This window comes from Microtetraspora sp. AC03309, assembly GCF_020826795.1.
GTDB lineage: Bacteria > Actinomycetota > Actinomycetes > Streptosporangiales > Streptosporangiaceae > Microtetraspora > Microtetraspora glauca.
This window is the reverse complement of sequence record NZ_JADDIL010000087.1, coordinates 14842-38735: the sequence shown is the minus strand read 5'-3', so window position 1 is coordinate 38735 and position 23894 is coordinate 14842. Positions and strand designations below refer to the sequence as shown.

The window sequence follows — 23894 nt, the reverse complement described above, 5'->3', positions numbered from 1 at the left end:
AGATACCTGATCAGATTCGGGAAGGTACACCCCTTCCCGTCAGATCCACAGGTTTCAAGCATTGCTCGACCAGAACGCCACCTTGGCGAAGACATCAGCCATGAGGGCCATCCCGCACCCGGTCTTTTCTGCACGTAGAAGTGTGGCCTGCTCACGGCATTGCGGCACCTACCACCTACATGCAGCTTGAACAGGCGCGTAATCCGCATACTGAAGCTTCACACTGGCGAAGGGCGCTTCGGGACACGGGACCCCCTCATTGATCCCGTGCCACCCGCACCGACCCGCATGCCCTTCCGTTCCTGGCACGAGTGTTGGCAAGATCGGGAAATTGTCCTGACAAACAAAGACCCCCGGCCCGGTTGCCCAGGTCAGGGGTCTTATGTGATGGAGCCGCCTTGGGGAATCGAACCCCAGACCTACGCATTACGAGTGCGTCGCTCTGGCCGACTGAGCTAAGGCGGCGTGCCGTACGGCAGCGTACAGAAGTCTACAGGCTCGCGGCCCCTTCTCGCGCCCACCTCCTCGACGTCACGTGACCTTCGGGCACATGGTGCCCTCCTTGGGAGCCTTGAGCGAGATCAGGTAGTCGTCGACCGCCTTGTCCACGCAGTCGGATCCCGTCCGGTACGCGGTGTGGCCATCACCGTCGTATCCGAGCAGGACACCCGAGCTGAGCTGGGAGGCCAGCCCCTCCGCCCACTCGTACGGCGTGGCCGGGTCGCGTGAGGTGCCGACGACGACGATCGGCGGCGCGCCCTCGGCTGTGATCTTCTTGTCGGTCCCCTTGGGCGCGACCGGCCAGTACGCGCAGGGCAACGACCCCCACATCACGAAATTCCCGAAATGCGGGGCCACCTTCTGGGCCTCGGCGGCTCCCTTGGCGTACGCGGAGACCTCCTTGGGGTAGGGACGGTCCACGCAGTTGATCGCCATGTTCGACTCGGTCTGGTTGGAATACGAGCCGTCCGCCTTGCGGTCCAGCATCAGGTCGGCCATCCGCAGCAGGTCGGTGCCGTCGCCGTTGAAGGCGTGCCCGAGGGCCTCGCGCAACACCGGCCACGCCTCCCGCTCGTACAGCGGCGTGACGATGCCGAGGACCGCCCAGGACTCGTTGATCTCGCGGCCGTCGCCGAGCGTGTTCTTCAACGGCTGTTCGTCGGCCTTCTTCAGCAGGTCGCCGAGCTCGGCCATGGCGCCCTCGACCGTACGGCTGGAGAAGGGGCAGGCGCCGTCCTCGAAGCAGTCCTGCAGAAATGCCTTCAGCGCGACCTCGAAGCCGACCGCCTGGGTCTCGTTGGACTTCAGCGACGGGACGGACGGGTCCACCGCGCCGTCGAGGACCAGCGCGCGGACGTTCTTCGGGAACAGGTCGGCGTAGACCGCGCCCAGATGGGTGCCGTACGACTTGCCGAGGTAGCTCAGCCCGGAGTCGCCGAGAACGCCGCGCAGCACGTCCATGTCCCTGGCCGCATCGGCCGTGCCGACGAAGGGGAGCAGCCGGGCCGCCTTGGCCCCGCAGGCCGTCGCGAACGCCTCGGACCCCTTCTCGAGCGCCGCGACCTCGGCCGGCGTGTCAGGACTGGCGTCCAGGCTGGCGAAGGCGTCGAGATCTCGTCCCGACATGCAGCGGACGGGGCTCGACTCGCCCACACCCCTCGGGTCGAAGCCGATGACGTCGAACCGGGCCCGTACCTTGTCGCTGAGCACCGAGCGCGCCGCGCGGGCGTAGTCGACGCCGGATCCGCCCGGCCCGCCGGGGTTGATGAGGAGGGAGCCGATCCGCTCGCCGGTGGCGGGCAGCCGGATCAGGCTGATCCCGATCTTCTCCCCGGACGGCGCGGCGTAGTCGAGCGGCACCTCGGCGCGCGCGCACTGGAACCCGTCACCGCAGTCGCTCCAGTCGAGCTTCTGGCTGTAGAACGGCTGGAGCGCGGTCGTGGGCGCCTTCGCCTTCGCCTCTACCTCGGGTTTCCGCTCGTCCGTCGTGCACCCCGTGGCCACGACCGCGAGCGCCAGGAACGCCGCCGCCAAGCCGCGGGTACGGCGCGAGGGGGAAGGGGGGACATGCCGTCCTGATCGGGGGATCTTCACGCTTGCGGCTCATACCTCTCGTCGTGGGCCTTGCGCGGGCCACAGACCGAAGCGCGGGAGCACTGGCACCGGCGCCCGCCGTCGTCGAGCCGCACGGTGACGTAGTCGCCCGGCACGTTCCTGCCGACGACCTGGCCCGGCCCCTCGTCCGTCTCCACCCGGGAACCCGTCCTGGGGAAGGTCCGCTGCGCCTCGACGTACAGCGGGTGCTCGTATTTCAGGCAGCACATCAGCCGCCCGCAGGCGCCGGCGATCCGGAGCGGATTGACCGGAAGGTCCTGATCTTTGGCCATCCGGACCGAGACGGGCTCGAAGTCCTTCAGGAAGGTCGCGCAGCACAGGTCGCGCCCGCACGGCCCGATGCCGCCCTGTAGCCGTGCCTCGTCGCGCGGCCCGATCTGCCGCAGTTCCACCCGGGCCCGGAGGTTGCGGGCGAGGTCCCGCACCAGCGCGCGGAAGTCGACGCGCTGCGGGGCCGAGAAGTACACGGTGAAGACGTTGTCGGCGTCCACGTAGTCGACCCCGACGACCTTCATGGGCAGGTCGTGCCGCTTGATCAGGCGCTTGGACACGCTCCGTGCCTCGGCCCTGCGCCGGCGATTGGTCTCGTCCCTGCTCAGGTGCTCCTCGGTCGCGATGCCCGCGCAGACCGGCAGGCCGTCGACGTCCTCGCTGACGTACTGCGGCGCCCAGATGCACTCGGCCACTTCCGGCCCGGATTCGGTCGGCACGAGCACTTTGTCGCCGACCTTGGGGGAATGCCCTCCGGGATCGAGGTAATAAAGCCGCCCGTAGCGAGTGAAGCTCACCGCCATCATCATGCCCAAGCGCCCCGGCCTCCTCGATCTTGTACGGCTGCCGCCCGCCCCCACCCTACGCGGCATCGGCGCTGCGCCGTCAGGGCTTGGCGCCCACCGTACGGACGATGCGGGAGCTCCCGGTAGACCTCGCCCGACTCCGGCGGGGGACGCCGACCGGGCGAGCGTCGGCCGGGCTTCGCCGCGACCATCGTCGGCGTGAGCTCGAACCCCGGCGTCCCATCAGCGAAAACGCGCCCATGACGGGTATCCACGCCAGGTGAACGTCGAACCGCCGCCGCTGCTGCTCGCGCTCGACCTGACGGGCACCTTCGCCTTCGGGCTCAACGGCGCGCTGACCGCGGTGCGCGCCGCCCGGCTCGACATCGTCGGCGTGGTCACTCTCGGCATGGTCACCGCGTTGGGCGGCGGGATCATCCGCGACATCCTGATCGACTCCTTGCCGCCCGCCACGTTCAGCGACTGGCGCTACCTGGCTGTCGCGGCCGCGAGCGGCCTGGTCGCGTACGGCCTCGGCCGGCGACTGGACCGGCTGGCCGGCCCGATCATCGTGTTCGACGCCCTCGGGTTGAGCCTGTTCGCGGTGACCGGGGCGAGCAAGGCGCTGGACTTCCGGCTCGGCATCGCACAGGCGATCATCCTCGGCGCGATCACAGCCGTGGGCGGCGGCACACTGCGCGACGTGCTCATCCGGCGGATACCCACGGTGCTGTACAGCGAGCTGTACGCCATCCCCGCCCTGATCGCGGCCACCGTCACAGCGGTCACGGTCCGCACCGGCGTCTACGGGATCCCCGCCGCGATCGGAGCCGCCGCCGTCTGCTTCGTCGTCCGGCTGGTGGGCGTCCGCTTCGGCCTCAACGCTCCGGGGCCCCCGGGCGCATACGGCGGAGGTCGCGGTTCCGCGGACCGACGGTGAGTCAGCGGGCGAGCCACGCGAGAGCGGCGACGACCAAGGCCTGGGTGCCGGTGTCCAAGGTGGGCTGCGGGACCGGTGCGAAGGCGGCGGAATGGTTCACCGGGATGTCCTGCGCCACGCGGCCGGCGGCCTCGGCCCTGCCGTAGGTCTCAGGGTCGATGCCGCCGATGCCCCAGTAGGTGTACGGGACTCCCAGGGCGTTCGGGATGTCGCTGAAGTCCTCGCTGGCGGTCTGCCGGCCCAGCGGCCCGGCGCGGTCGCCGAAGAACTCTCCGAACGCGGCGGCCACCCGGCCGGTGGTCGCGGGATCGTTGTCGGTCAGCGGGAAGCGGTCGAACAGCTCGATCTCCGGAGCCTTCGGACAGTCCGACGCCTGGCACTCCGCGATGACGATGCGGCGCACCGCGTCCAGAATCGCGCTTCTGGTCCGCTCGCCGTAGGTGCGGATGTTGAGCTCCAGCACGGCGTGATCGGGGATGACGTTGCCCTTCGTGCCGGCCTGGACACTGCCGACCGTGACCACCGAGGTCTCTACCGGCGGGGTCTCACGGGAGACGATGGTCTGCAGCCGGATCACGATCATCGCCGCGAGGACCACGGGATCGACGGCCGCCTGCGGCATCGAGCCGTGGGCTCCGCGCCCATGCACGGTGACGCGCACGCTGTCGGCGGCGGAGAGCACCGGACCGGCATGAGTGCCGACGTGTCCGGCCGGCGCCGGCAGCACGTGCTGCGCGAGCGCCACGTCCGGGGCGGGAATCAGCCCGGCGAGACCGTCGTCGAGCATGGCCCGCGCGCCGTCGCCGGTCTCCTCGGCCGGCTGGAACAGCGCCACGACCGTGCCCCGCCACCGGTCGGTCCCCTCGGCGAGCAACTGGGCCGCGCCGAGCAGACAGGTGACGTGCACGTCGTGTCCGCAGGCGTGCGCGACCGGTATCTCGCGCCCGCCGGGGTCCGTGACCGTGGCGGTGCTGGAGTATGGCAGACCGGTCGCCTCACGCACCGGCAGCGCGTCCATGTCCGCCCGGAGCAGCACCGTCGGGCCGTCACCGTTGCGCAGCACCCCGACCACACCGGTGCCGCCGACCCCCTGACGCACCTGGCAGCCGGTCCGGCTGAGGCGCTCGGCGATCTTCGCGGCGGTCCGCCGCTCATGGTGGGACAGCTCAGGATGCCGATGCAGGTCCCGGTAGAGATCCCCCTGCCATCCCCGCACGGACCCCAGACGAGCCGCCACAGATGACGCGGATGACATGGCGGCCATGACACCCTCCTCGGGGCGGCGACACACGTGCCCTCCTTCGAGGCTAGGCCCTCCGGTTCGGCCGGGCGGGACCGCGTGCACCGTCAGGGCCTCAGCACTTCGACCTGTCCAGCACACACGCGGTGTCGATGACATTGGAGATCCCGGGCAGGTGCTCCACAGCCCGCACCACCGCCTTGTGATCGGCCCCCGGCTTCACCTTCGCGCGGAACGACTCCGGCAGATCCGTTGGTTTGATCACGTTGAGAAGCTGTGAATCGGCGTTGTCGGCCCGGAAGTTCTCGTACGCCTCCATCTGGGTCTCGAACCGGACCGACTCGACCTCCGGCATGGACTCCAGCGCCTGGCGGATCACCTGCCGCTCGTCCTCGGTCACCGCCTCATGATTCCTGCACACGGGGTAGAGGTCGTTCTTCTTGCACAGGAACACCGCGACCTCGTCGTGCCAGGAACCCGCCCCCGCCAGGCTGAGCTGCGCCAGGCTGTACGCCACGGGACGGGCCACCGTCGCCGCCGGAGGCGTGGGCCGTACCAGCAGGAAGACTCCGACGGAGACGGCGGCGACCATGACGGCGGGGACGACCACGAACCGGGAGACCCGTACGCGAGAGCGCCCTCGCGGCGCGCTCAGCGGGCGGACGGAGCGGAGATCGGCGGTCGCCGCCGCCTCGGACAGGGCTTCGCGCAGACGTTGTTCGATCATGATTCCTCCCCAAGGGTCCGGGCGAGGGCGGCGAGCCCGCGTGTGATGGTGGAGCGCGCCGTGCTCCCGGCGACGCCCATGGTGTCGGCGATCTCCTCGTACGGCACGGCCCGGCGGAAGGCGACGCTCCTGCGCCGCAGCACGGACCGGCAGCCGTTGAGCACGGCCGACCGCACGTACGCCAGGGCACGGCCGGGATCGCGCAACCGCCGCCGTCCGGCGTGGGTGCGCGCGAACGCCTCCTGGACGACGTCCTCGGCCGTGCCGACGTCACCCACCATGAGCAACGCCAGCCGTACCAGGCCGAGATGATGGTCGGCGAACAGCGCCGCGACGTCGACGCGTTCCCGGATCAAGGGCTCTCCATGGGAGAGCAGTTCGGCTTTCACGCAACAGAGACGCGACCGCTGTGGCTTCTGCTGCTTGTGTTTCGGAAGAAACCCTTCTGCTTCCGTGCGGGTGTCCCCTCCCGCGGCGCCATGGTCATGCGCCCTCTGCGGCCCCGCATCGACGCGGCGGAAACAAGAACGGCCGGCCCCCGGGGAAGACACCCCGCGGACCGGCCGAACCGGCGGCATACGGTTACCAGGCGATCCTGGAACCGAAGTTCACGAGGGCGTCGCCGGTGTCCACCAGGGTCCGATAGCCCGAGCCGTCGACCGCGCCGATCTCGCCGTCCCGCGTGACGAGCATGTTCTCCCCGGTGCCGTCGATGTCGAGCAGCCGGAGTCCCGACGTGCCGGCCTGGCGATGGAAGACGCCCAGCGGCCGCCCGTCGTCCGTGCTGAACGCGGCGAGGCCGGTGGGTCCCGACGACGGCGGCAGCTTTCCGTCGGCGAGCACGACGTCCATGTCGCCCAGCGCGGCCACGATCCTCGTGCCGTCCGGGCTGATCTTCGCCCCGAGTACGCCCCCGGACGCGCCGTCGCTCTCATTGAGAAGCGAGAACGTGGTCGCCCTGTCCAGGCTGTCCCCCGGCGCGCCCGTGTCGAGCAACCCCACCTCGGGCGAGTCGGGACACACCTGAACGGTTACCTTCAACTCGGCCGGCTCGGAAGGCTCACCCGTCTTCCCGGCCGACGGCGCGTCAGCCGGTGTGGCGGGGACGGACTCCACCGCGAAGCGGCACCACGACAAGGACTCCTCGGCCGGTACAAGGCTCGCCACGGCGGTCGGTATCGGACTCGGGAGGATCGTCGCCGGAGCGGTCGCCGTCGGATCAGACGTGACGACCGGCTCCGCCGGGATCGCGGTCACCGCTGCCGTGGGCACCGCGTTCACCACGGCCGGACCGGGGTCGTCCTTCTCGTCGCTCCGGATGCCCGGGGTGGCCGTGACAGTGATCGAGACCGCGGGTGACGACGATGACACGGCCTCCTCTTCTTTCACCGGGACCTCCGCCGCCAGCGTGGCCGACGGTTCGACGACGAGCGCGGGCTCCGCCACGGCGGCCACGCTCGCGGCATCTCGCGTGAAGAGTACGAGGCGTCCGTCGGCCGTCATCGACAGGTTGGTCGCCCCGGTGCCGTCCTTCGCGGTCCAGGTACGGCTGTCGCCGGTCGTGGTGTCCGCCACCACCAGGCTTCCGGTTCCCGGCTCGCGGCCGCACGGCGCGGTGCCGTACGCCAGTTTGGTCCCGTCACCGCTGACCGCCAGAGACGTCGGCCTGGTGCCCTCGGGCGGCGCGAACGGCAGCGTGTCGAACGAGCCGATCTTCCCGGCCTCGTCCAGCACGAACCGGTACAGGCGTGGCCGGCAGTCGTCCGACGCGGACACCGCGTAGAAGAGGCGGTTGTCCTGGGCCGCCTGAATGCTGACGAACCGCTCCTTGTCCGAGGGTTCCGGAACGCGGGACGTCTCGGTTCCGCCGTTCACGCTCCTGACCGTGATCCCGTCCTCCCCCGCGTCCGCGAAGAACGTGGGCACGGCGGCCGGGCCCGCACCCGTCGCGGCGACCTGGCCGAGGCCGCCGTCTCCGCCCCGCGCGACGGCCACGCCACCCGCGACCGCGACGGTCACGGACGCAGCCGCGGCGACCGGGACCAGCCAGGACCTTCTCGTACGGCTCCCGCCCGGCTCACCCGACTCGCCCATGGCGAGACCCGACGCGAGACCCGGAGCGAGACCCGGGACGTGATCGATGGTCTCGCCCACGGCCTGAGTGGCGTCGCGCAGGCGGTTGATGATGTCGTTCATCGTGCGTCCCCAAGCAGTCGGCCGAGCGCGTCCAGGGCTCGGGAGGTGGTCGACTTGACGGTGCCCCTGCTGATGCCCATGACCTGCGCGGTCTCCTCTTCCGAGAGGTCGCCGTAGTAGCGCAGCACGAGCGCCTCACGCTGCCGCCGGGGCAGGCGGTGCAGCGCCTCCATGACCTCGCGCCGTTCGGCCCCGAGGAGGGCGGCGGACTCCGCGGACCAGACCGGCGGCTCGTACGTCCCGGCGAACCAGGACGGCAGCCGCCTCCTGCGCAACACACTTCGGGCGTTGTTGAGCACCGCGGACCGCAGGTACGTGAGGGCCTTGCTCCGGTCGCGCAGGCCGCCGAACCGGCGGTGGAGGCCGAGGAACGCCTCCTGGACCACGTCCTCCGCCGCCTCGCGATCGCCGAGCATGATCAGCGCCAGCCTGGCGAGGCCGAGCGCGTGCTCGGCGTAAAGTCCCGCGATCGTGTCATCCGCGGCTTCCGAGGTGTTCACCGACCCCCCGGGAGGTTTATGGAGATCCAGCGTTTCGGCCTGCATGTACCAGAGACGCCGGATCACCCGTCAGGTTGCTCGCGACACGGCCCGAATCGCGAGAGCGCTACCGCAGAAGCCGGGGATCCCGGAGCGCGAGCGTCATCGCCTCCACCGCGATCTGGGGGTTCACGTTGGCCGCGAGGCGCTCCCGGCAGATCATGATGGCTTCCGTACGGCGCAGCGTGTCCTCGGGGGTCGAGCCTCCGGCGAGGGCCTCCACCTCGCGCCTGCGGTCCTCGTTGGCCAGCTCCACGCCGGCTCCGAGCTGGACCGCGAGGACGTCCCGGTAGTACGCCACCAGATCGAGCAGGGCCACGTCGATCGAATCGCGCTTGATCCGGGTGGCGCGCGACTTCTGGAGGGTCTCCAGCTCCTTCAGCGCCCCGGCCCCGCCGCGGACCAGCCCCTTGTTGAGCCCCTTCCCGGTGGAACCCTCGCCGTAGACCTTGCGCAGCTCGGCGGTCTCCGCCTCGTTGAGCGTGGCCGTCGCGGCGTCGGCGTCCTCGGTGGAGGTCTTCACCAGCCGCTCCGCCGCCGCGATGCACTCACTCACCCCGCTCAGCGACGCGGGGATGGACAGCACCTCCTCGCGGCGCCGCCGTACCTCCTCGTCGAGGGCCAGCCGCCGGGCCCGGCCGATGTCCCCGCGGGCCGCCCGGGCCGCGAACCACGCGACGTCGTCCGGGACGCCGTCCCTGGTCGCGAGCACGTGCGCGACCGCATCGGTGGGCGGCGTACGGAGGGTCACCACGCGGCAGCGGGACCGGATCGTGATGATCATGTCGTCCGGAGACGGCGCGCAGAGCAACCAGACCGTCCGGGGCGGCGGCTCCTCGATGGCCTTGAGCAGCGCGTTGGCGGCGGCCTCCGTCGCACGGTCGGCATCCTCGAACAGCACGATCCGCCAGCGCCCGAGCGTCGGCGCCCCCGCGCCCTTGAGCACGAGATCACGGGTCTGCCTGGCGCTGTAGGAGAGCCCTTCCGGCCGCACCCAGGTCAGGTCGGGATGGGAACCGATCTCGACCTGGTGGCAGGAATCACAGTGGCCGCAGCCCTGGTCGGGACAGAGCAGCGCCGCCGCGAAGGCGCGGGCGGCGTCGGATCGCCCCGACCCGGGAGGACCGGTGAACAACCACGCGTGGGTCATCCCGGCGCCGCGGCCACCCGCGAGGGCGTCGGCGGCGGCGGACACGGCCTGCCGCAACACGGTCGTCGCCCGCTCCTGGCCCACCAGATCCTCGAACACACCCACGGGCACAACCTACCGTGGGTTCGCGGGCGGACTCGGCCCTTCCACGGGCGGCTGTCAGTCGCGGATGGCGGGGATGGTGCCGGTGGCCGCCTCGGTCTCCTGCGGCACCGGATCGGGCAGCACCTCGCGGACCCGGTCCTGGATGAGCCGGGAGATCTCGTTCTGCGGGAGCGTGCCGTCCACGACCAGGTAACGGTCGGGAGCGGCGGCCGCGAGCGCCCGGAACTCCCGCCGGACCCGCTCGTGGAACTCCATCGGCTCGGACTCGATCCGGTCGGCGGGCGAGGCCATCCGGCGCAACCCCACCGACGGGGGAACGTCGATGAGCACGGTCAGGTCGGGGAGCAGGCCACCGGTCGCCCAGGAGTTGACGCGCGCCACGTCCTCGGGGTCGAGCGCCCGCCCGGCCCCCTGATAGGCCAGCGACGAGTCGACGTAGCGGTCGCAGACCACCGTGGAGCCACGCTGGAGCGCCGGACGGATGACCTTCTCGACGTGCTCGGCCCGGTCCGCCGCGTACAGCAGGGCCTCGGACCGCGCCGACAACCCCTGGTGGGCGGCGTCGAGGAGGATGGCGCGCAACCGCATGCCGACCTTGGTCGACCCCGGCTCGCGGGTCTGCACCACGTCGAAGCCCTGGTCGCGCAGCCAGATGGCGAGCAGTCTCGACTGGGTCGTCTTGCCCGAGCCCTCACCGCCCTCGAAGGCGACGAACAGGCCGGGGCGCTGGTCGTCGTCCTGGACGACGAACTTCTCGCCCCGCAGCGCGGCGAACAGGTCCGCCCCGATCGGGACGCCGGGCCGGTCGTCCATGTGCCGCAGCGCGAGCAGGCCGACGATCACCGCGAGCAGCGCGCCCAGGAGCAGGACCACGTTCGAGCCGTCGAAGCTGTAGGTCATGCCCGCGACCACGAGGAGGTGCGAGCCGACGAGGCCGCCGAGCGCGGAGGCCAGCGCGACGACCAGGAGCAGCACCACCCTGGCCAGCGACTGCAGGAAGGAGAACGTACGGCCGCGCAGGCCGTCCTCGACCTCCAGGCCGATCAGTGTGTAACCGATGATCCAGGTGGTGCCCGCGCACGTGCCCAGGAGCACGGTGAGCACGATGACGAGGGCCAGGTTGTGGATGAGCGCGATGGCCGCGAGGGTCAGCCCGGCGAGGACGATGGTCAGGCCGAACATGCGCCGCCTGGACAGCTCCCCGAGCAGACGGGGGCCGAAGAACATGCCGATTCCCATGCCCAGGAAGACCGCGCAGAAGACGGCGCCGTAGCCCGCGTCGCCGCCCTGCAGGGCGGTCACGTACGCCTTGGCCACGCCGACGACCGCGCCCCCGGCGGCGAAGGCGCCCAGCATCCCGATGATCAGCCCGCGCACCACGCGGTTGCCGCCGACGAACCGCCAGCCCTCGACGACCTGCCGCAGCACGGACGGCGTGGACACCCTGAGGATGTGGTCCTTCGGAATGTCCCGCAGCGTGAAGATCAGGCTCGCGGAGACCAGGTAGGCCAGGGCGTTGACGCCCAGGGCCACGTCGGTGGGCCGAACGGCGAGCCCGGGGACGGCCGTGGTGAACATGCCCATGACCGCCGACAGGATCGCGAAGAGCGCGGCCGCGACAGGGGCCGTGCCGTACGTGACGAGCAGGTTGAGCTGGTTGGCCTCCTCCAGCCGCTCCTTGGGCACGAGGTTGGGCACCGTCGCGTCCTTGGCCGGCACCCAGAACAGGTTCGCGCACTCGACGAGCAGCGTCGCGATGATCACCCACTGGTAGCTCCCCACCAGGGGGATCGAGGCGACCACGGCGAATCTGACGATGTCCGCGGTCACCATCGCCAACCGGCGGTCGAACCGGTCCGCGACCGCGCCCGCGAGCGGACCGAGAAGGATCGCGGGCAGCATCTTGGCGATGAACACACCGCCGATGGCGAGGCTCTGCGCCTGGTATCCCGATCCGGCGGTGAGGTTTCCCGCCAGGGCGGTCAGGGCGATGATGTTCAACCAGTCGCCGAGGCTGCAGACCGACATGGCCGTCCACAGCCTGCGGAAGGGCGCGTTCGCCAGCACGTTCGGCGGCTTGCGTCGCCTGGCTGCCCGGCCGTGGGTGCTCATGATGTCAGCGTATCCAGGTGCTCGCTGGGCGGGAAAAGAGTACGAGGGGGCCGGTTTTCCGCCCGCTCGTCGCCTGAGGGTAGTACGTCCCGCCCTGTCCCGCAGGACGGACGCGAGATCGGCCGCCCACTTTTCCCGCCGACGCGCCCGTCATCCCGCTCGGACGGACGGTACACGCCCGGAAATCAGGCCCTGAGCTCGATGAGGGTGATCTCCGGCGGGGCACCGACCCGGACCGGCGGCCCCCAGTACCCCGCGCCCCGGGTGACGTAGATCTGGGTGCCGTCCACCTTGTCCAACCCCGCGACCACCGGCTGCTGCAGAGGAATCGCCAGGTTGAACGGCGCCATCTGCCCGCCGTGGGTGTGCCCGGACAGCTGGAGATCGACGCCGTACCCCGCGGCCTGCCTGATCTGGACCGGCTGGTGCGCGAGCAGCACGACCGGCCGCGCGGCGTCCCGCCCGCCCAGGGCCTTCGCGAAGTCGGGGCCGTCCCCGGACAGCGTTCCGTTCAGGTCGTTGATCCCCGCCAGGTCGAGTACGGCTCCCGCGTGGGCGATCTCGACCCGCTCGTTGCGCAGCGACCGCACGCCGAGGGAGTTCAGCTCCTCGATCCACTCCTGTGGCCCGTTGGACGTGTAGTACTCGTGGTTACCGGTCACGAAATATGCCCCATAGCGGGATTCAAGGTGGCGCAACGGAGCCGCCAGCGGCCCGAGCTCGGCCACGGTCCCGTCCACCAGGTCGCCGACGATCGTGACCACGTCGGCCTGGAGGCCATTGATCATCCGGACGATGCGCTCGGCGTGGCCCTTCCCGGTCAACGGCCCGATGTGGATGTCGCTGACCACGGCGAGCCGCAGACCGCTCATCCGCGGATCCAGCCGGGGCAGCCGCACCGGGATCCGCTCGATCACCGGGTCGCCCAGGGCCGTGCGCACGCCGTACCCCACCGTGGCCAGCGCCCCGACGCCCGCGACCGTGGCGGCCGTGCGCGCGATGAACACCCGCCGGTCGACCCGGGACGTTCCCGGTCCGGCGGATATCGCCGGGGCTGTGGATATCGCCGAGGCCCCGGACGTTCCCAATCCGGTGGCCGGTCCCGGCGCCAGAGGCGATCCGAGCACAGGATCGCCTGAATCCACAGGCCGACCAGAATCCACAGGCTCACGGGATTCCCCCGGCCCAGGTGACTTTTCGGAACGCCTGGCCAGCAGCAGGGCGATCGCCCGGGGAACCTCCAGGGCCACCGTGAACACGAGCAGGTAGAACATCACGGCCAGCCACATGTAGCCGGGCCACGCGATGACGTGCTCGAACGTCATCCCGAAGACCCGGCCTCCGGCGACGGCCAACGGCAGCAGAACCCCGAGCACGACCAGCGCCCAGGTGAACACCCGGCGCGGGAGGCTCCCCGGGCGGGTGGCCGGCCTGACCAGCCGCCACCACAGGTAGACGTGCACGGCGACCACGACGACCACGATCGTGATCAGGAACCCCACGGTGTACTCCCCTCGCTCCGCTGCCGGACGATCTTACGAAGCGAGTCCTGAGAGCGCGCTGAGCCTACCCGGCCGGAAACCCGGTCAGGACTTGGCCGCGGGCTTCTTCGCGGGCGCCTTCTTCGCCCGGGTCGTGGTCCGCTTGGGCGCGGGGGCACGCTCGCGACGCTCCGCCAGCAGCTCGGCGGCCCGCTCGATCGTGATGTCCTCGACCGTGTCGCCCTTGCGCAGCGAGGCGTTCGTCTCGCCGTCCGTCACGTACGGCCCGAAGCGCCCCTCCTTCACCACCACGGGCTTCTTGGAGTTCGGGTCGTCGCCCAGCTCGCGCAACGGCGGAGCGGCCGCGGCCCGGCCCCTGCCCCGGGCCTTGGGCTGCGCGAACAGCTCCCTGGCCTGGTCGATGGTGACCGTCAGCAGGTCCTCCTCGGAGGCGAGCGACCGCGAGTCGGTGCCCTTCTTGATGTAGGGCCCGAACTTGCCGTTCTGCGCGGTCACCTCCTCGCCGTCGATCTCCCCGACGACCCGGGGGATCGCCAGCAGCCTCAGCGCGTCGTCCAGCGTGATGGTGTCCAGCGACATGGTCTTGAACAGGGAGCTCGCCCGCGCCTTGGGCACTTCGGCCTTCTTGGTGCGCTTCTTGCCCTCGGCGGGCGCCGGCTCCTCCGGCAGGATCTCCGTGACGTACGGGCCGAACCGCCCGCTCTTGGCCACGATGACGTTGCCGGTGACCGGGTCCTTGCCCAGCTCGCGGTCACCGCTCGGACGGGTGAACAGCTCCTCGGCCTTCTCGGCGGTGAGCTCGTCGGGCGTCATGTCCTCGGGCACGTTCACCCGGGCGCCGTCGCGGTCGAGGTAGGGGCCGTAGCGCCCGACCCGGATCACGATGTCGCTGCCCCTGATCGGGAAGGAGCTGATCTCCTTGGCGTCGATCTCGCCCAGGTCGGTGACCATCTCCTTGAGACCCTCGTCGCCGTCCCCGCCGAAGTAGAACCGGCGCAGCTCGGGCACCCGCTCCGCGCGGTCGTTGGCGATGTCGTCGAGGACCTTCTCCATGTCCGCGGTGAAGTCGTAGTCGACGAGGTTGCCGAAATGCTGTTCAAGCAGGTTGACCACGGCGAACGCGAGGAAGGACGGCACCAGCGCGGTGCCCTTCTTGAACACGTACCCCCGGTCGAGGATCGTGCCGATGATCGACGCGTACGTCGACGGGCGGCCGATCTCGCGGTCTTCCAGCTCCTTGACCAGCGACGCCTCGGTGTAGCGCGCGGGCGGCTTGGTCGAGTGCGCCAGCGCGTTCAGCTCGGCCGCGGTCAGCCGCTCGCCCTCCGACAGGTTGGGCAGCCGCTTCTCGGCGTCGTCCCTGTCGGTCGACGGGTCGTCCGCGCCCTCGACGTACGCCTTGAGGAAGCCGTGGAAGGTGATCGTGCGGCCGGTCGCGCCGAACTCGACGTTCTCGCCGGAGCTGGACGTGCCGCCGACCTTCACCGACACCGACTCGCCGACCGCGTCCTTCATCTGGGACGCGACCGTACGCTGCCAGATCAGCTCGTACAGCCGGAACATGTCCCCGGCCAGCCCGGTCTCGCCCGGGGTGCGGAACTCCTCACCGGACGGGCGGATCGCCTCGTGCGCCTCCTGGGCGTTCTTGACCTTGCTGGCGTAGACGCGCGGCTTGTCCGGCACGTACGCGGAGCCGTACAGCTTGATGGCCTGGCCGCGGGCGGCGGCGACGGCGGTCTCCGACAGCGTGATGCTGTCGGTACGCATGTAGGTGATGAAGCCGTTCTCGTAGAGCCGCTGGGCGATCTGCATGGTGTACTTCGCCGAGAAGCCGAGCTTGCGGCTCGCCTCCTGCTGCAGCGTCGTCGTCCTGAACGGCGCGTACGGCTTGCGCGTGTACGGCTTGCGCTCCACCGACGTGACGGCGTACGACGCGTTCCCCAGGCGTCCCGCCAGCGCTCCGGCGGCGGCCTCGTCCAGGTGGAGGACGTCGGCGCTCTTCAGCGTGCCCGTGGAGGCGAAGTCACGGCCCTGCGCGACCCGCCTGCCGTCCACGGCGGTCAGAGTGGCGCTGAACCTGCGCGGATCCTCGTCCCTGCCCGTGTCGAAGAGGGCCTGCAGGTCCCAGTAGCTCGCGGCGGTGAACGCCATGCGATCCCGCTCGCGCTCGACCACCAGCCGCGTCGCCACGGACTGCACGCGGCCGGCCGACAGCCGGGGCTTGACCTTCTTCCACAGGACCGGGCTGACCTCGTAGCCGTACAACCGGTCGAGGATGCGCCGGGTCTCCTGGGCGTCCACGAGCCGGAGGTCGAGGTCGCGCGGGTTGGAGACGGCGTCCTGGATGGCGTGCGGCGTGATCTCGTGGAAGACCATCCGGTGCACCGGCACCTTGGGCTTGAGCACCTCACGCAGATGCCAGGCGATCGCCTCGCCCTCGCGGTCCTCGTCAGTGGCGAGGTAGAGCTCGTCCGCGTCCTTGAGCAGCTGCTTCAGCTTGGAGACCTGGGACTTCTTGTCCGGGTTGACGACATAGAGCGGCTCGAACTCATGGTCGACGTTCACCCCCAGACGGGCCCATGCCTCTCCTTTGTACTTCTCAGGGATGTCATCGGCCCTCTCCGGAAGATCACGGATGTGACCGATGCTGGACTCCACGATGTAGCCGCGCCCGAGGTACCCGGCGATGGTCTTCGCCTTGGCAGGCGACTCGACGATCACCAGGCGGGTTGCGCCGGCGTTGCCGTCCTTGGCTGGCACGCTGCTTCCTACCTCGCTGTTCCCTGTCGTTCCCCGTGTTCCCAGTCGGGACAGCCGCCCTCACAGCAGGGTCGGCTGATCCTTCGCCCGGCCCGGCCACGGGATCGTTTCGACGGTAACCCGTCGCCGGAAGTCCTTCCCCCTCGGGCTACCCGGTCCCGCCCCGGTGTGTAACTCACCTGGACCTTCTATCCACGAGGACGCAGAATAGAGCCAGGCGGGTTCCCCTAACACACCTCTCGGAGACTAATCGCTGTGCTGGACTACTCCTACAAGGACCTCTATCTGCCGTGCGGGACCTCACGTGAGGTCGCCAGGCAGGTTCTCACGGAGCATGCCGAGTACGGAAGCTGGGAACTGGACCGGCTGCGACTTTATCCCGACGGAAGCAGGCGTGTCCGACTGCGCCGCAAGATCATACGTGTCGTCCGCACCATGTGACCACGTCCGCGGATGGTCGGCATGCCTTGATCGAGATGGCTTGATCGGCATGGCTTTGCCCGCCCCGGGCCGCGCCCCCGGAGCGGGCAAGCTCTTCGCGGCTTCGCCGTACCGGCCTGGTGAGAGCGGCCTTGGGCCGATCCCGCCAGAGGCGTGACGAAGCTTTTCCACTTCCTCCCACTCCGGGTGCGTCACCTGGAGGGGGAGGAAGCGCCTCTGCTCATTCGCCGGGCTGTTGGCCTTGCCAACCACCTGGGCGATGAGCGCTCGTGGTCACCCGCACCGGGGCCGGATCGGCAACCGGTTGCCACCGCGTGCCCCGGGCGGGTGAGATGTTTCTTACCTCTCGCCGCGGAGGCGGAAGCGGCGCACGACCGCGAACATGGTCGCCGAGGCGGCGAACATGGCGCCCAGGGCCAGCGCGATGAGCGAGCCGGGGTTCATCCCGGTCACGCCGACCGGCTGCTCGGCGCTCATCAGGCCGAGGTCACCGAGCGGGAGCACGTCGCTCGCCCCACCGAGGGCGTTCGCTCCTCCGAGGCCGTTCGCGACGGGCAGCGAACCGACCAGGCCCGTCACCGGGGCGAGCGCCGCACCGGCGCCTCCCTTGCCCGCGGCGGGCCGGCTCGGCGTCAGCGCGGCGGTGGGGAGCACCCCGCTGTCCGCGGCGCCGGGGACCATCGGCAGGGTGGACAGCATCCCGCTGGTCTTCACCGGCACGGCCTTGTGCGCGCCCTTGTTCCAGATGCCGTGCAAGGTCTTGCGGCCGTGCCACTGCCCGCCGCCCACGCTGGCGCCGCCGAGGCATCCTGCCGCGGCGTCGCCGAGCACGGCCACGGCGTTGCCGCAGATGTTGATCGGCGCGGTGATCGGGGCGACGATCTGGTTCCCGCCCAGGATGCTGTGTGCACCGCTGGTGACGTTGTGACCCGCGCCGCCGCCGGCGCCACCGTTGACCGAGGCGCCGCCCTTGCAGTTGGCCTTGGCGCCGCCGAGCACGGCCACGGCGTTGCCGCAGGCGTTGATCGGCGCGGTGATCGGGGCGACGATCTGGTTCCCGCCCAGGATGCTGTGCTCACCGCTGGTGACGTTGCGACCCGCGCCGCCACCGGCGCCACCGCTGACCGAGGCACCGCCCTTGCAGCCGGAGAAGGCGTCACCCAGTACGCCGACCGAGTTACCGCAGACGTTGACCGGCGCCGTGACCGGAGCGAGGATCTGGTTTCCACCGAGGATCGAGGAACGACCCGAGGTGACGTTGCCGCCCGTGCCGGCCCCTGAGTTCTTCACGGACGTGCCACCGGCGCAACCGGCGTTGGCGTTGCCCACCGCGTTGCCGCAGGCGTTGATCGGCGCGGTGATCGGGGCGATGATCTGGTTCCCGCCCAGGATGCTGTGCTCACCGTTGGTGACGTTGCCTCCGGCCCCGCCGGGACGACCGTGACCGTGACCGTGCCCGTGACCGCGGTAGCCGTGCCCGCCGCCGTTGCCCGGGCCGTCGACCGAGGCGCCGCCCTTGCAGCCGGAGAACGCCTCACCCAGAACGGCGACCGAGTTACCGCACAGGTTGATCGGGGCCGTGATCGGGGCGACCACCTGGTTGCCGCCGAGGATCGAGGACCGGCCGGAGGTCCGGTTGCCGCCGGCCCCCGATCCGGAGTTCTTGACGGACGCGCCGCCCTTGCAGCCCGCGGTGGCGTCGCCGAAGATCGCGACCGCGTTGCCGCAGGCGTTGATCGGCGCGGTGATCGGGGCGACGATCTGGTTCCCGCCCAGGATGCTGTGCTCACCGTTGGTGACGTTGCCCCCGGCACCACCACCGCCGTTGCCGCGGCCGCCGTTGACGACCGACGCGCCGCCCTGCGACGTCGCGGACGAGTCACCGGCGACGGCGACGGCGTTGCCGCTGATGTCGATCGGAAGTGAGATGGGGAGGTTGAGCTGGTTGCCGCCACCGATCGAGCCGCTGCCCGAGGTGTCGGCGAAAGCCGTACCGCTGCCGAGGGACATGACACCGACGGCGAGAAGCGCCACGGGGGTCGAACCCTTCGCCCACGTTCGCATGATGGATGCTCCTAGGTTCTTTGGGGGATACCTGACAACTCGCGACGGAGGTCCGGGCCAGGGCACAGCGGGGCCGTGGACCGTCACGAGGGATTTGGGAAAACTCGCGTCAACCCGCACGGAGACGCTCAGGCGGCACGGCTCGGAGGAATCGAGGCCGTCGCAGGGCATGCTCCGCCACCGGTCCGGTGTTCGATGAGGCGGACCGGCGTGAACGCGGGATCAGTCAGGCGAGAAGGATGGGTCGTCCGCCGCTGTGCGCACGACCGGGGGAAGGACTGCCGCGACAGGCGCGGGCAGCGCCACAAGCCGCACGTCGTAGAAGGATCGTGCGACATCCCCGAACAGGATCGATCCACCGCTCCCTTGCGGAACCATGCCATGGCTCCCTGGGGTGTGGTCCGCGGTGGACGGTGATGGGAATCCGGGCGTCGACTGGCTGGTCAGCCCGTCGACCGTGCGCCCGGCCATCGCTTCGGCGTTGACCACGGCATCGTCACTCGTGGGGAAACCGTCGGCTCTCGTGGAGGCACCGCCATCGATGACCGACCCGGTGACGACAGCTGAGGGAGCCGCGTCGGCACTGGCCGAAGCCGTGCCGAAGACGCCGAAGATCACACCGAGCAACCAGGCGACGGCGACGAATCCGCTCACGATCAGAAAGCGGACCAGCCGCGAGCCGGCCACGAACCGCGCCATCCGGCTCTTCCCGCCGGTCTCGGAAGCAGTCGCGGGCACGCACGGGTCGGCGGCGGGCATCTCTGCCCGCGACCGATCTTCCGCCGTGCGTGCCACGCGACCTCCCCGAGATCCACCGAGTCCGCCTTGGTGCGGATCAACCCCTCAACGCAGAGTTACTTTATCGATACGCCAAGTGATCGCAACCGGTTTCTCAGCAGTAATCGAGGAAACGGTCAAGAACCCGAACCCCGAACTTGAGCGAATCCACCGGAACCCGCTCATCGACCCCATGGAACATTCCGGAAAAATCTAGATCCGCCGGAAGACGCAGGGGCGCGAAGCCGAACCCGCGGATGCCCAGACGGCTGAACGCCTTGAGGTCGGTGCCCCCGCTCAGCGTGTACGGCACGGCCTTGGAGCCGGGATCCTCCTCCTGGAGCGCGTCGGACATCGCCGTGACCAGAGAGCCCTCGAAGGCCGTCTCCAGCGCGACGTCGTGGTAGACGAACTCCCTGGTGACGTTCGGCCCGAGGAGCTCGTCCACCGTGCCGAAGAACTCGTCCTCATAGCCGGGCAGGAAACGCCCGTCCACGTGCGCCGAGGCGCTCTGGGGGATGACGTTGGCCTTGTACCCGGCGTCCAGCATGGTGGGATTGGCCGTGTTCCGCAGGGTGGCGCCGACCATCCGGGCGAGCGGGCCCAGCTTGGCCACGGCCTCCTCCGCGTCCTCCGCCTTCAGCTCGATGTCGAACGCCTCGCGGAAGAAGGACTGGACGGTCGGCGTGAGCCGTACGGGCCACTGGTAGCGGCCCAGGCGGCCGATCGCCTCGGCGAGCTCGGTGACGGCGTTCTCGTCGTTGAGCATCGAGCCGTGGCCGGCCCGGCCCGTCGCGGTCAGCTTCATCCAGGCGATGCCCTTTTCCGCCGCCTCGATGAGATAGAGACGACGGCTGTCCGAGATGCTCACACTGAAGCCGCCGACCTCGCCGATCGCCTCGGTGCAGCCCTCCAGGACGTCCGGGTGATGATCGACGAGCCACTGCGCGCCGTAGTTCCCTCCGGCCTCCTCGTCGGCCGTGAACGCCAGCACGACGTCTCTCGGAGGCTTCCTGTTCTGGCTGAGCCGCTGCCGTACGACGGCGAGGATCATGGCGTCCATGTCCTTCATGTCCACCGCGCCACGGCCCCACACGCAGCCGTCGGCGATCTCGCCGCTCATCGGGTGATGTGTCCAGTCGGCCGCGTTGAACGGGACGACGTCCAGATGCCCGTGGAGCAGAAGCGCTCCCCGCCCTGAGTCCGCCCCTTCGATGCGGGCGATGACGTTGGCCCGCCCGGTGTCGGATTCGAGGATCCGCGGTTCGAGCCCCACCTCGGCGAGCTTCTCCGCGACGTACTCGGCGGCCCGGCGCTCGCCCGGACCCGCGTTGTCACCCGCGTTCGTGGAGTCGATGCGGATCAGGTCCCGGCACAGGCCGACGACCTCGTCCTCGCCGTTGAGCGGAGTCATGCGCCTCTCCCCGTGTCTGCCGCGCTTCGGTCGGTCACAGCGTGGTCCTCCTGTTCACGTACGGCTGGTGCCTTCCATCCTGCCGTCCGCTCGCGTCCCGGAGGAGTGGGCATGGGGCGTCTGATTCTCGGTATGACCCACACGCCGGACAGTGCTAATCTGTGTGAGCCGACGCGGGATGACGGTCCCACGTGCAGGCACCAAGTCCGGGTGGCGGAATAGGCAGACGCGCTAGCTTGAGGTGCTAGTGCCCAGTGATGGGCATGGGGGTTCAAGTCCCCCCTCGGACACCAAGATCATTCATGGGAACGCATGGATATGCAGGATTGAGCCGACGCTCGGGCAGTTTTATCCGGGCGTTTCGCATTTATCGACCGGTTCAGCTATGGGTGCACTGCATAGTCCTCCATGGGGGTTCGAGTCGCTGGGGAGCCGTCTGTCACGTCCTGATGGTGATTCTTTCGCCTCGGACGACCGTCACGAGCGCCGGGATGTCCGCCTGGTAGGTCAGCGTCAGCCCCATCGAACGGCACAGAGCGACCTGTTCGGCGAGGACGCGCGGAATCTCGATCATTTCCAGGTCGCTCCGGCTCTGTGACTCCGCAACCGCTCGGATGAGCAACGCACCCAGGTGCTCGGCCACCTTGTCTTCCCGGATGAAGACGTTCCGATGATGCCCTTGACGGCATCGATAGTTGGACCGGTTGTTGGTCCACGACCCTTCCATGGACCGCTGGCAGAAGCCGCAGCGCAGCAGTCCTCTGAACGCATAGGTCCGTGGCGTGCCGAGGATCACCGGAGCGAACTGGGCACGGTCGAAGTCCTCGACGCTGATGATGGCGGGGTGGGCGGGACGCCGTGACCGCACCCATGCGGACTCGGGATTGCTCTGCCTCACCTGATGGACACCCATAACGACTTCACGGGGATCGATCAGCACCTCGGTCGTACGTTGCTTGTTCCACACCTGATAGCCGGTGTAGCGGGGGTTACGGAGGATCGACAGCACAGTGCCGTCCGTCCACATCTCGCCGGAGCGGTGGGGATTCCGCGCGCGGTCATGGGCGGACGGGCAGGGCACTCCCTGAGCGTTGAGGGTGGCGGCGATCCGCCCGGCCCCCAACCCGTCATGCCGGAACATGAAGATTCTCCTCACCACGGCCGCCGCCGGCGGATCCAGGGCAAGCCGGTGGAGCCGCGCTCCTGCGGCGGCCTGGTGCGGGTTGGGGTGAGGCCCGGCGTCGGCCAGACGATACCCGTACGGCGGACGCCCGCCCAGGAAGCGCCCTTCGAACTCGGTCTGGGCTGTCATTGCGGCGCGAACCCGGACCTGGATCCGGCGGCGCTCGGCCTTGGAGATCCCCGCGTACATCGACATGATGAGGTTGTGCGCCTCGGAGTCCGGATCGATGGGGCCGCCGATCTCCGGAACCCACAGCGGTACGCCGAAGTGGGCGAACAGCGGGAAGATCAGGGCGTACTGGTTGTCGTAGAAGACCCGCTGCGGTTCGCCGATGACAACGGCGTCGAAACCGCGCCCCGGGTCGTCCAGCGCGGCAAGCAGCCGCGCGGCCTGGGGCCGTCGCAGCCAGGCGACCGAACGGGAGTGCCCGACGTCGAAGAACTCGGCCACGATCGTGCCGTTGCCGTCGACCAGGCGCTCGGCTCGGGAACGCTGCCACTGTTTCGAGGTAGTGGGATCTTGCAGGTCCTCGCTGGAGACCCGCCCTGCGAACGCAAATCTGAACATTCACCCATCGTGCGCATCGAGGAGGTCCAAATACCCCTGAACGGCCTCCCAAAAGTGGTGCTCCGGATAGCGGCCGGACCCCTGATGCTCACGGCGCCACTCGTGATCCCAGTACCGCGCATAGACGGCACGCAGATGGCTCAGAGTCGTCCGGAGTTCCTTGACCATCTGAGCGCGTTCGTCCCCGGGGTCCGGCACTACAGGGCGTAGCCGGTCAAACCAGCGCTCGGCCAGCGCATCGATCGAGTCCTCATCTGGGCCGTCAACGACCAGAATCGGACCGGGCCGCGGATGAGGTGGTTGCATACCGGCTCCAGATGAGAACGCCACCAATAGGCGATCCCACCCTTGTCCACTCGTAGGAAATCGGCCAGCCACTCGGTTCCAGGGGGATGCGACTCCAAGGGCACCTCCTCCGGCGGGAGGTTCAGCACGAAGGCGACCTCCACGTTGTCGAGCGGATCGGCACCGGCGAGCACGTCGCCGAACACGTAGGCCTCGCGCAGGAACGGCTCCTCCAAGCGGCATCCGCTTGGTCCGCTCACACGCCTCGGCGAGGATCCTCAGCCTCTCCACTGCTCTGCGGTATCGCGTCGCCCACCACCTCTCGCGAGTCCGAGCGTACGGCTTGTAAAGGGCGGTATGCGGAGTCAGCCAGCCCAGAGGATGTCGACGATGCGCAAGGACTGGGTCTCCTCATCGAGGATGAACGTCAACATCCCTTGGATGTCATCTCCGAAGAAGGCATGTCTCACCGCGGACTGGCCAGGACGCTCCGCGACCGCGTCCCACGGATTGCGGAGGAGTTCGATGAGACGCTCAAGCAGCGGGCCGTCGCGAACCTCCTCGGGAAGACCGTTCAGTTCGTACAGGGCGCGTCCATGGAAGCCATCGAACTTGTAGCTCACACCCGGCCTTCCCACTCCGGCGGGGTGAAGCGAGTGAACATCTCCGTACGCCCCTGGAGAGCGTCATCGACGGCCTCCCCGTAGCCGGGGCGGGTGTAAGCGATCGCACGCAGGCGCCACTGACGCAACAGCGTCTGTACCTGCTTGAAGCGGACCAAGTCGTGCGCGGCTTCCAAAGCCTCGTCATACTCTGACCGGAATTGGGCACGGTGCGACGGCGGAAGCGCCTCGAAGATCGCAGCCGGGTCCTCCCCAGGATCACGAGGCGCGACGGGTTCCAGAGGCTGAGCGGTCATACCGACCAATCTATCCTCCCGAGCACAGCGTCGCCGCGAACTGTAAATCAGCGCCACCGACGCGGAGAACGGTTGGGCTGAA

20 protein-coding genes and 2 tRNA genes are annotated in these 23894 nt (G+C 69.5%); 3 read left to right on the top strand and 19 right to left on the bottom strand.

Going from position 1 to position 23894, the window contains the following annotated elements:
• Positions 1-388: 388 nt before the first annotated feature.
• The 3 genes from IMZ11_RS36220 to IMZ11_RS36210 form a co-directional block, all read right to left on the bottom strand.
• A tRNA-Thr gene (locus IMZ11_RS36220) sits at positions 389-465 on the bottom strand.
• 66 nt (positions 466-531) lie between these two features.
• Positions 532-2094 carry an alpha/beta hydrolase gene (locus tag IMZ11_RS36215; RefSeq protein WP_228646957.1) on the bottom strand — a complete coding sequence of 521 codons (1563 nt, stop codon included), beginning with the start codon at positions 2092-2094 and terminating at the stop codon, positions 532-534.
• Positions 2091-2915, bottom strand: coding sequence for a regulatory iron-sulfur-containing complex subunit RicT (locus IMZ11_RS36210; RefSeq protein ID WP_228646961.1), 825 nt, complete (start codon positions 2913-2915; stop codon positions 2091-2093). Before IMZ11_RS36210 ends, IMZ11_RS36215 begins: the two co-directional genes overlap by 4 nt.
• Before the next feature lie 256 nt (positions 2916-3171).
• Between IMZ11_RS36210 and IMZ11_RS36205 the strand changes: the two genes are divergently transcribed.
• On the top strand, positions 3172-3831 hold the full coding sequence (locus tag IMZ11_RS36205; RefSeq protein ID WP_228646954.1) for a trimeric intracellular cation channel family protein: 660 nt from the start codon (positions 3172-3174) through the stop codon (positions 3829-3831).
• 1 nt (position 3832) lies between these two features.
• On the opposite strand, the gene IMZ11_RS36200 is transcribed toward IMZ11_RS36205, so the two are convergent.
• The 9 genes from IMZ11_RS36200 to topA form a co-directional block, all read right to left on the bottom strand.
• A complete protein-coding gene (locus IMZ11_RS36200; protein WP_228646952.1) occupies positions 3833-5047 on the bottom strand; it encodes an amidohydrolase in 1215 nt (404 codons plus the stop codon).
• A 139-nt stretch (positions 5048-5186) separates the two neighbouring features.
• Positions 5187-5798, bottom strand: a complete 612-nt coding sequence (locus IMZ11_RS36195) for a permease-like cell division protein FtsX (RefSeq protein WP_228646950.1) — start codon at positions 5796-5798, stop codon at positions 5187-5189.
• On the bottom strand, positions 5795-6154 hold the full coding sequence (locus IMZ11_RS36190; protein WP_228646947.1) for a sigma factor: 360 nt from the start codon (positions 6152-6154) through the stop codon (positions 5795-5797). Before IMZ11_RS36190 ends, IMZ11_RS36195 begins: the two co-directional genes overlap by 4 nt.
• Before the next feature lie 226 nt (positions 6155-6380).
• The gene (locus tag IMZ11_RS36185) at positions 6381-7994 is read right to left on the bottom strand and encodes a hypothetical protein (RefSeq protein WP_228646945.1); all 1614 of its coding nucleotides are present in this window, start codon (positions 7992-7994) and stop codon (positions 6381-6383) included.
• On the bottom strand, positions 7991-8494 hold the full coding sequence (locus IMZ11_RS36180) for a SigE family RNA polymerase sigma factor (protein ID WP_228646943.1): 504 nt from the start codon (positions 8492-8494) through the stop codon (positions 7991-7993). Before IMZ11_RS36180 ends, IMZ11_RS36185 begins: the two co-directional genes overlap by 4 nt.
• A gap of 106 nt (positions 8495-8600) precedes the next feature.
• Positions 8601-9788, bottom strand: coding sequence for a DNA polymerase III subunit delta' (locus tag IMZ11_RS36175; RefSeq protein WP_228646941.1), 1188 nt, complete (start codon positions 9786-9788; stop codon positions 8601-8603).
• A gap of 54 nt (positions 9789-9842) precedes the next feature.
• A complete protein-coding gene (gene tmk, locus IMZ11_RS36170; protein ID WP_228646939.1) occupies positions 9843-11900 on the bottom strand; it encodes a dTMP kinase in 2058 nt (685 codons plus the stop codon).
• A gap of 185 nt (positions 11901-12085) precedes the next feature.
• Positions 12086-13402: a metallophosphoesterase gene (locus tag IMZ11_RS36165; RefSeq protein WP_228646937.1), complete on the bottom strand. Its 1317-nt coding sequence runs from the start codon at positions 13400-13402 to the stop codon at positions 12086-12088.
• An 84-nt stretch (positions 13403-13486) separates the two neighbouring features.
• Positions 13487-16162 (bottom strand): type I DNA topoisomerase, encoded by a 2676-nt coding sequence (topA, locus tag IMZ11_RS36160; protein WP_228646935.1) that lies wholly within the window; start codon positions 16160-16162, stop codon positions 13487-13489.
• Positions 16163-16417: 255 nt separating this feature from the next.
• Here topA and IMZ11_RS36155 point away from each other — a divergent pair, with 255 nt between their 5' ends.
• Positions 16418-16603 (top strand): DUF5703 family protein, encoded by a 186-nt coding sequence (locus tag IMZ11_RS36155; protein ID WP_061260356.1) that lies wholly within the window; start codon positions 16418-16420, stop codon positions 16601-16603.
• A 339-nt stretch (positions 16604-16942) separates the two neighbouring features.
• On the opposite strand, the gene IMZ11_RS36150 is transcribed toward IMZ11_RS36155, so the two are convergent.
• From IMZ11_RS36150 to IMZ11_RS36140, 3 genes are all read right to left on the bottom strand, one after another.
• Positions 16943-18667, bottom strand: a complete 1725-nt coding sequence (locus tag IMZ11_RS36150) for a chaplin family protein (protein ID WP_228646933.1) — start codon at positions 18665-18667, stop codon at positions 16943-16945.
• Between the two features lie 222 nt (positions 18668-18889).
• Positions 18890-19462, bottom strand: coding sequence for a hypothetical protein (locus tag IMZ11_RS36145; protein WP_228646931.1), 573 nt, complete (start codon positions 19460-19462; stop codon positions 18890-18892).
• Between the two features lie 97 nt (positions 19463-19559).
• Positions 19560-20858, bottom strand: coding sequence for a M20/M25/M40 family metallo-hydrolase (locus tag IMZ11_RS36140; RefSeq protein ID WP_228646929.1), 1299 nt, complete (start codon positions 20856-20858; stop codon positions 19560-19562).
• A gap of 204 nt (positions 20859-21062) precedes the next feature.
• Between IMZ11_RS36140 and IMZ11_RS36135 the strand changes: the two genes are divergently transcribed.
• Positions 21063-21151, top strand: a tRNA-Leu gene (locus IMZ11_RS36135).
• Between the two features lie 146 nt (positions 21152-21297).
• On the opposite strand, the gene IMZ11_RS36130 is transcribed toward IMZ11_RS36135, so the two are convergent.
• The 4 genes from IMZ11_RS36130 to IMZ11_RS36115 form a co-directional block, all read right to left on the bottom strand.
• Positions 21298-22608, bottom strand: coding sequence for a recombinase family protein (locus IMZ11_RS36130; RefSeq protein WP_228646928.1), 1311 nt, complete (start codon positions 22606-22608; stop codon positions 21298-21300).
• A 197-nt stretch (positions 22609-22805) separates the two neighbouring features.
• Positions 22806-23129, bottom strand: a complete 324-nt coding sequence (locus tag IMZ11_RS36125; RefSeq protein ID WP_228646927.1) for a hypothetical protein — start codon at positions 23127-23129, stop codon at positions 22806-22808.
• A 129-nt stretch (positions 23130-23258) separates the two neighbouring features.
• Positions 23259-23516, bottom strand: a complete 258-nt coding sequence (locus IMZ11_RS36120; protein WP_228646926.1) for a hypothetical protein — start codon at positions 23514-23516, stop codon at positions 23259-23261.
• The gene (locus IMZ11_RS36115; protein WP_228646925.1) at positions 23513-23812 is read right to left on the bottom strand and encodes a DUF6247 family protein; all 300 of its coding nucleotides are present in this window, start codon (positions 23810-23812) and stop codon (positions 23513-23515) included. Before IMZ11_RS36115 ends, IMZ11_RS36120 begins: the two co-directional genes overlap by 4 nt.
• Positions 23813-23894: the final 82 nt, after the last annotated feature.

Bases quoted from the DNA above. Each gene is read 5' to 3' on its own strand.
- IMZ11_RS36115 (WP_228646925.1), bottom strand. From the start codon at position 23,812: ATGACCGCTCAGCCTCTGGAACCCGTCGCGCCTCGTGATCCTGGGGAG.
- IMZ11_RS36140 (WP_228646929.1), bottom strand. From the start codon at position 20,858: ATGACTCCGCTCAACGGCGAGGACGAGGTCGTCGGCCTGTGCCGGGAC.
- IMZ11_RS36185 (WP_228646945.1), bottom strand. From the start codon at position 7,994: ATGAACGACATCATCAACCGCCTGCGCGACGCCACTCAGGCCGTGGGC.
- tmk (WP_228646939.1), bottom strand. From the start codon at position 11,900: ATGAGCACCCACGGCCGGGCAGCCAGGCGACGCAAGCCGCCGAACGTG.
- IMZ11_RS36150 (WP_228646933.1), bottom strand. From the start codon at position 18,667: ATGCGAACGTGGGCGAAGGGTTCGACCCCCGTGGCGCTTCTCGCCGTC.
- IMZ11_RS36210 (WP_228646961.1), bottom strand. From the start codon at position 2,915: ATGATGATGGCGGTGAGCTTCACTCGCTACGGGCGGCTTTATTACCTC.
- IMZ11_RS36130 (WP_228646928.1), bottom strand. From the start codon at position 22,608: ATGTTCAGATTTGCGTTCGCAGGGCGGGTCTCCAGCGAGGACCTGCAA.
- IMZ11_RS36195 (WP_228646950.1), bottom strand. From the start codon at position 5,798: ATGATCGAACAACGTCTGCGCGAAGCCCTGTCCGAGGCGGCGGCGACC.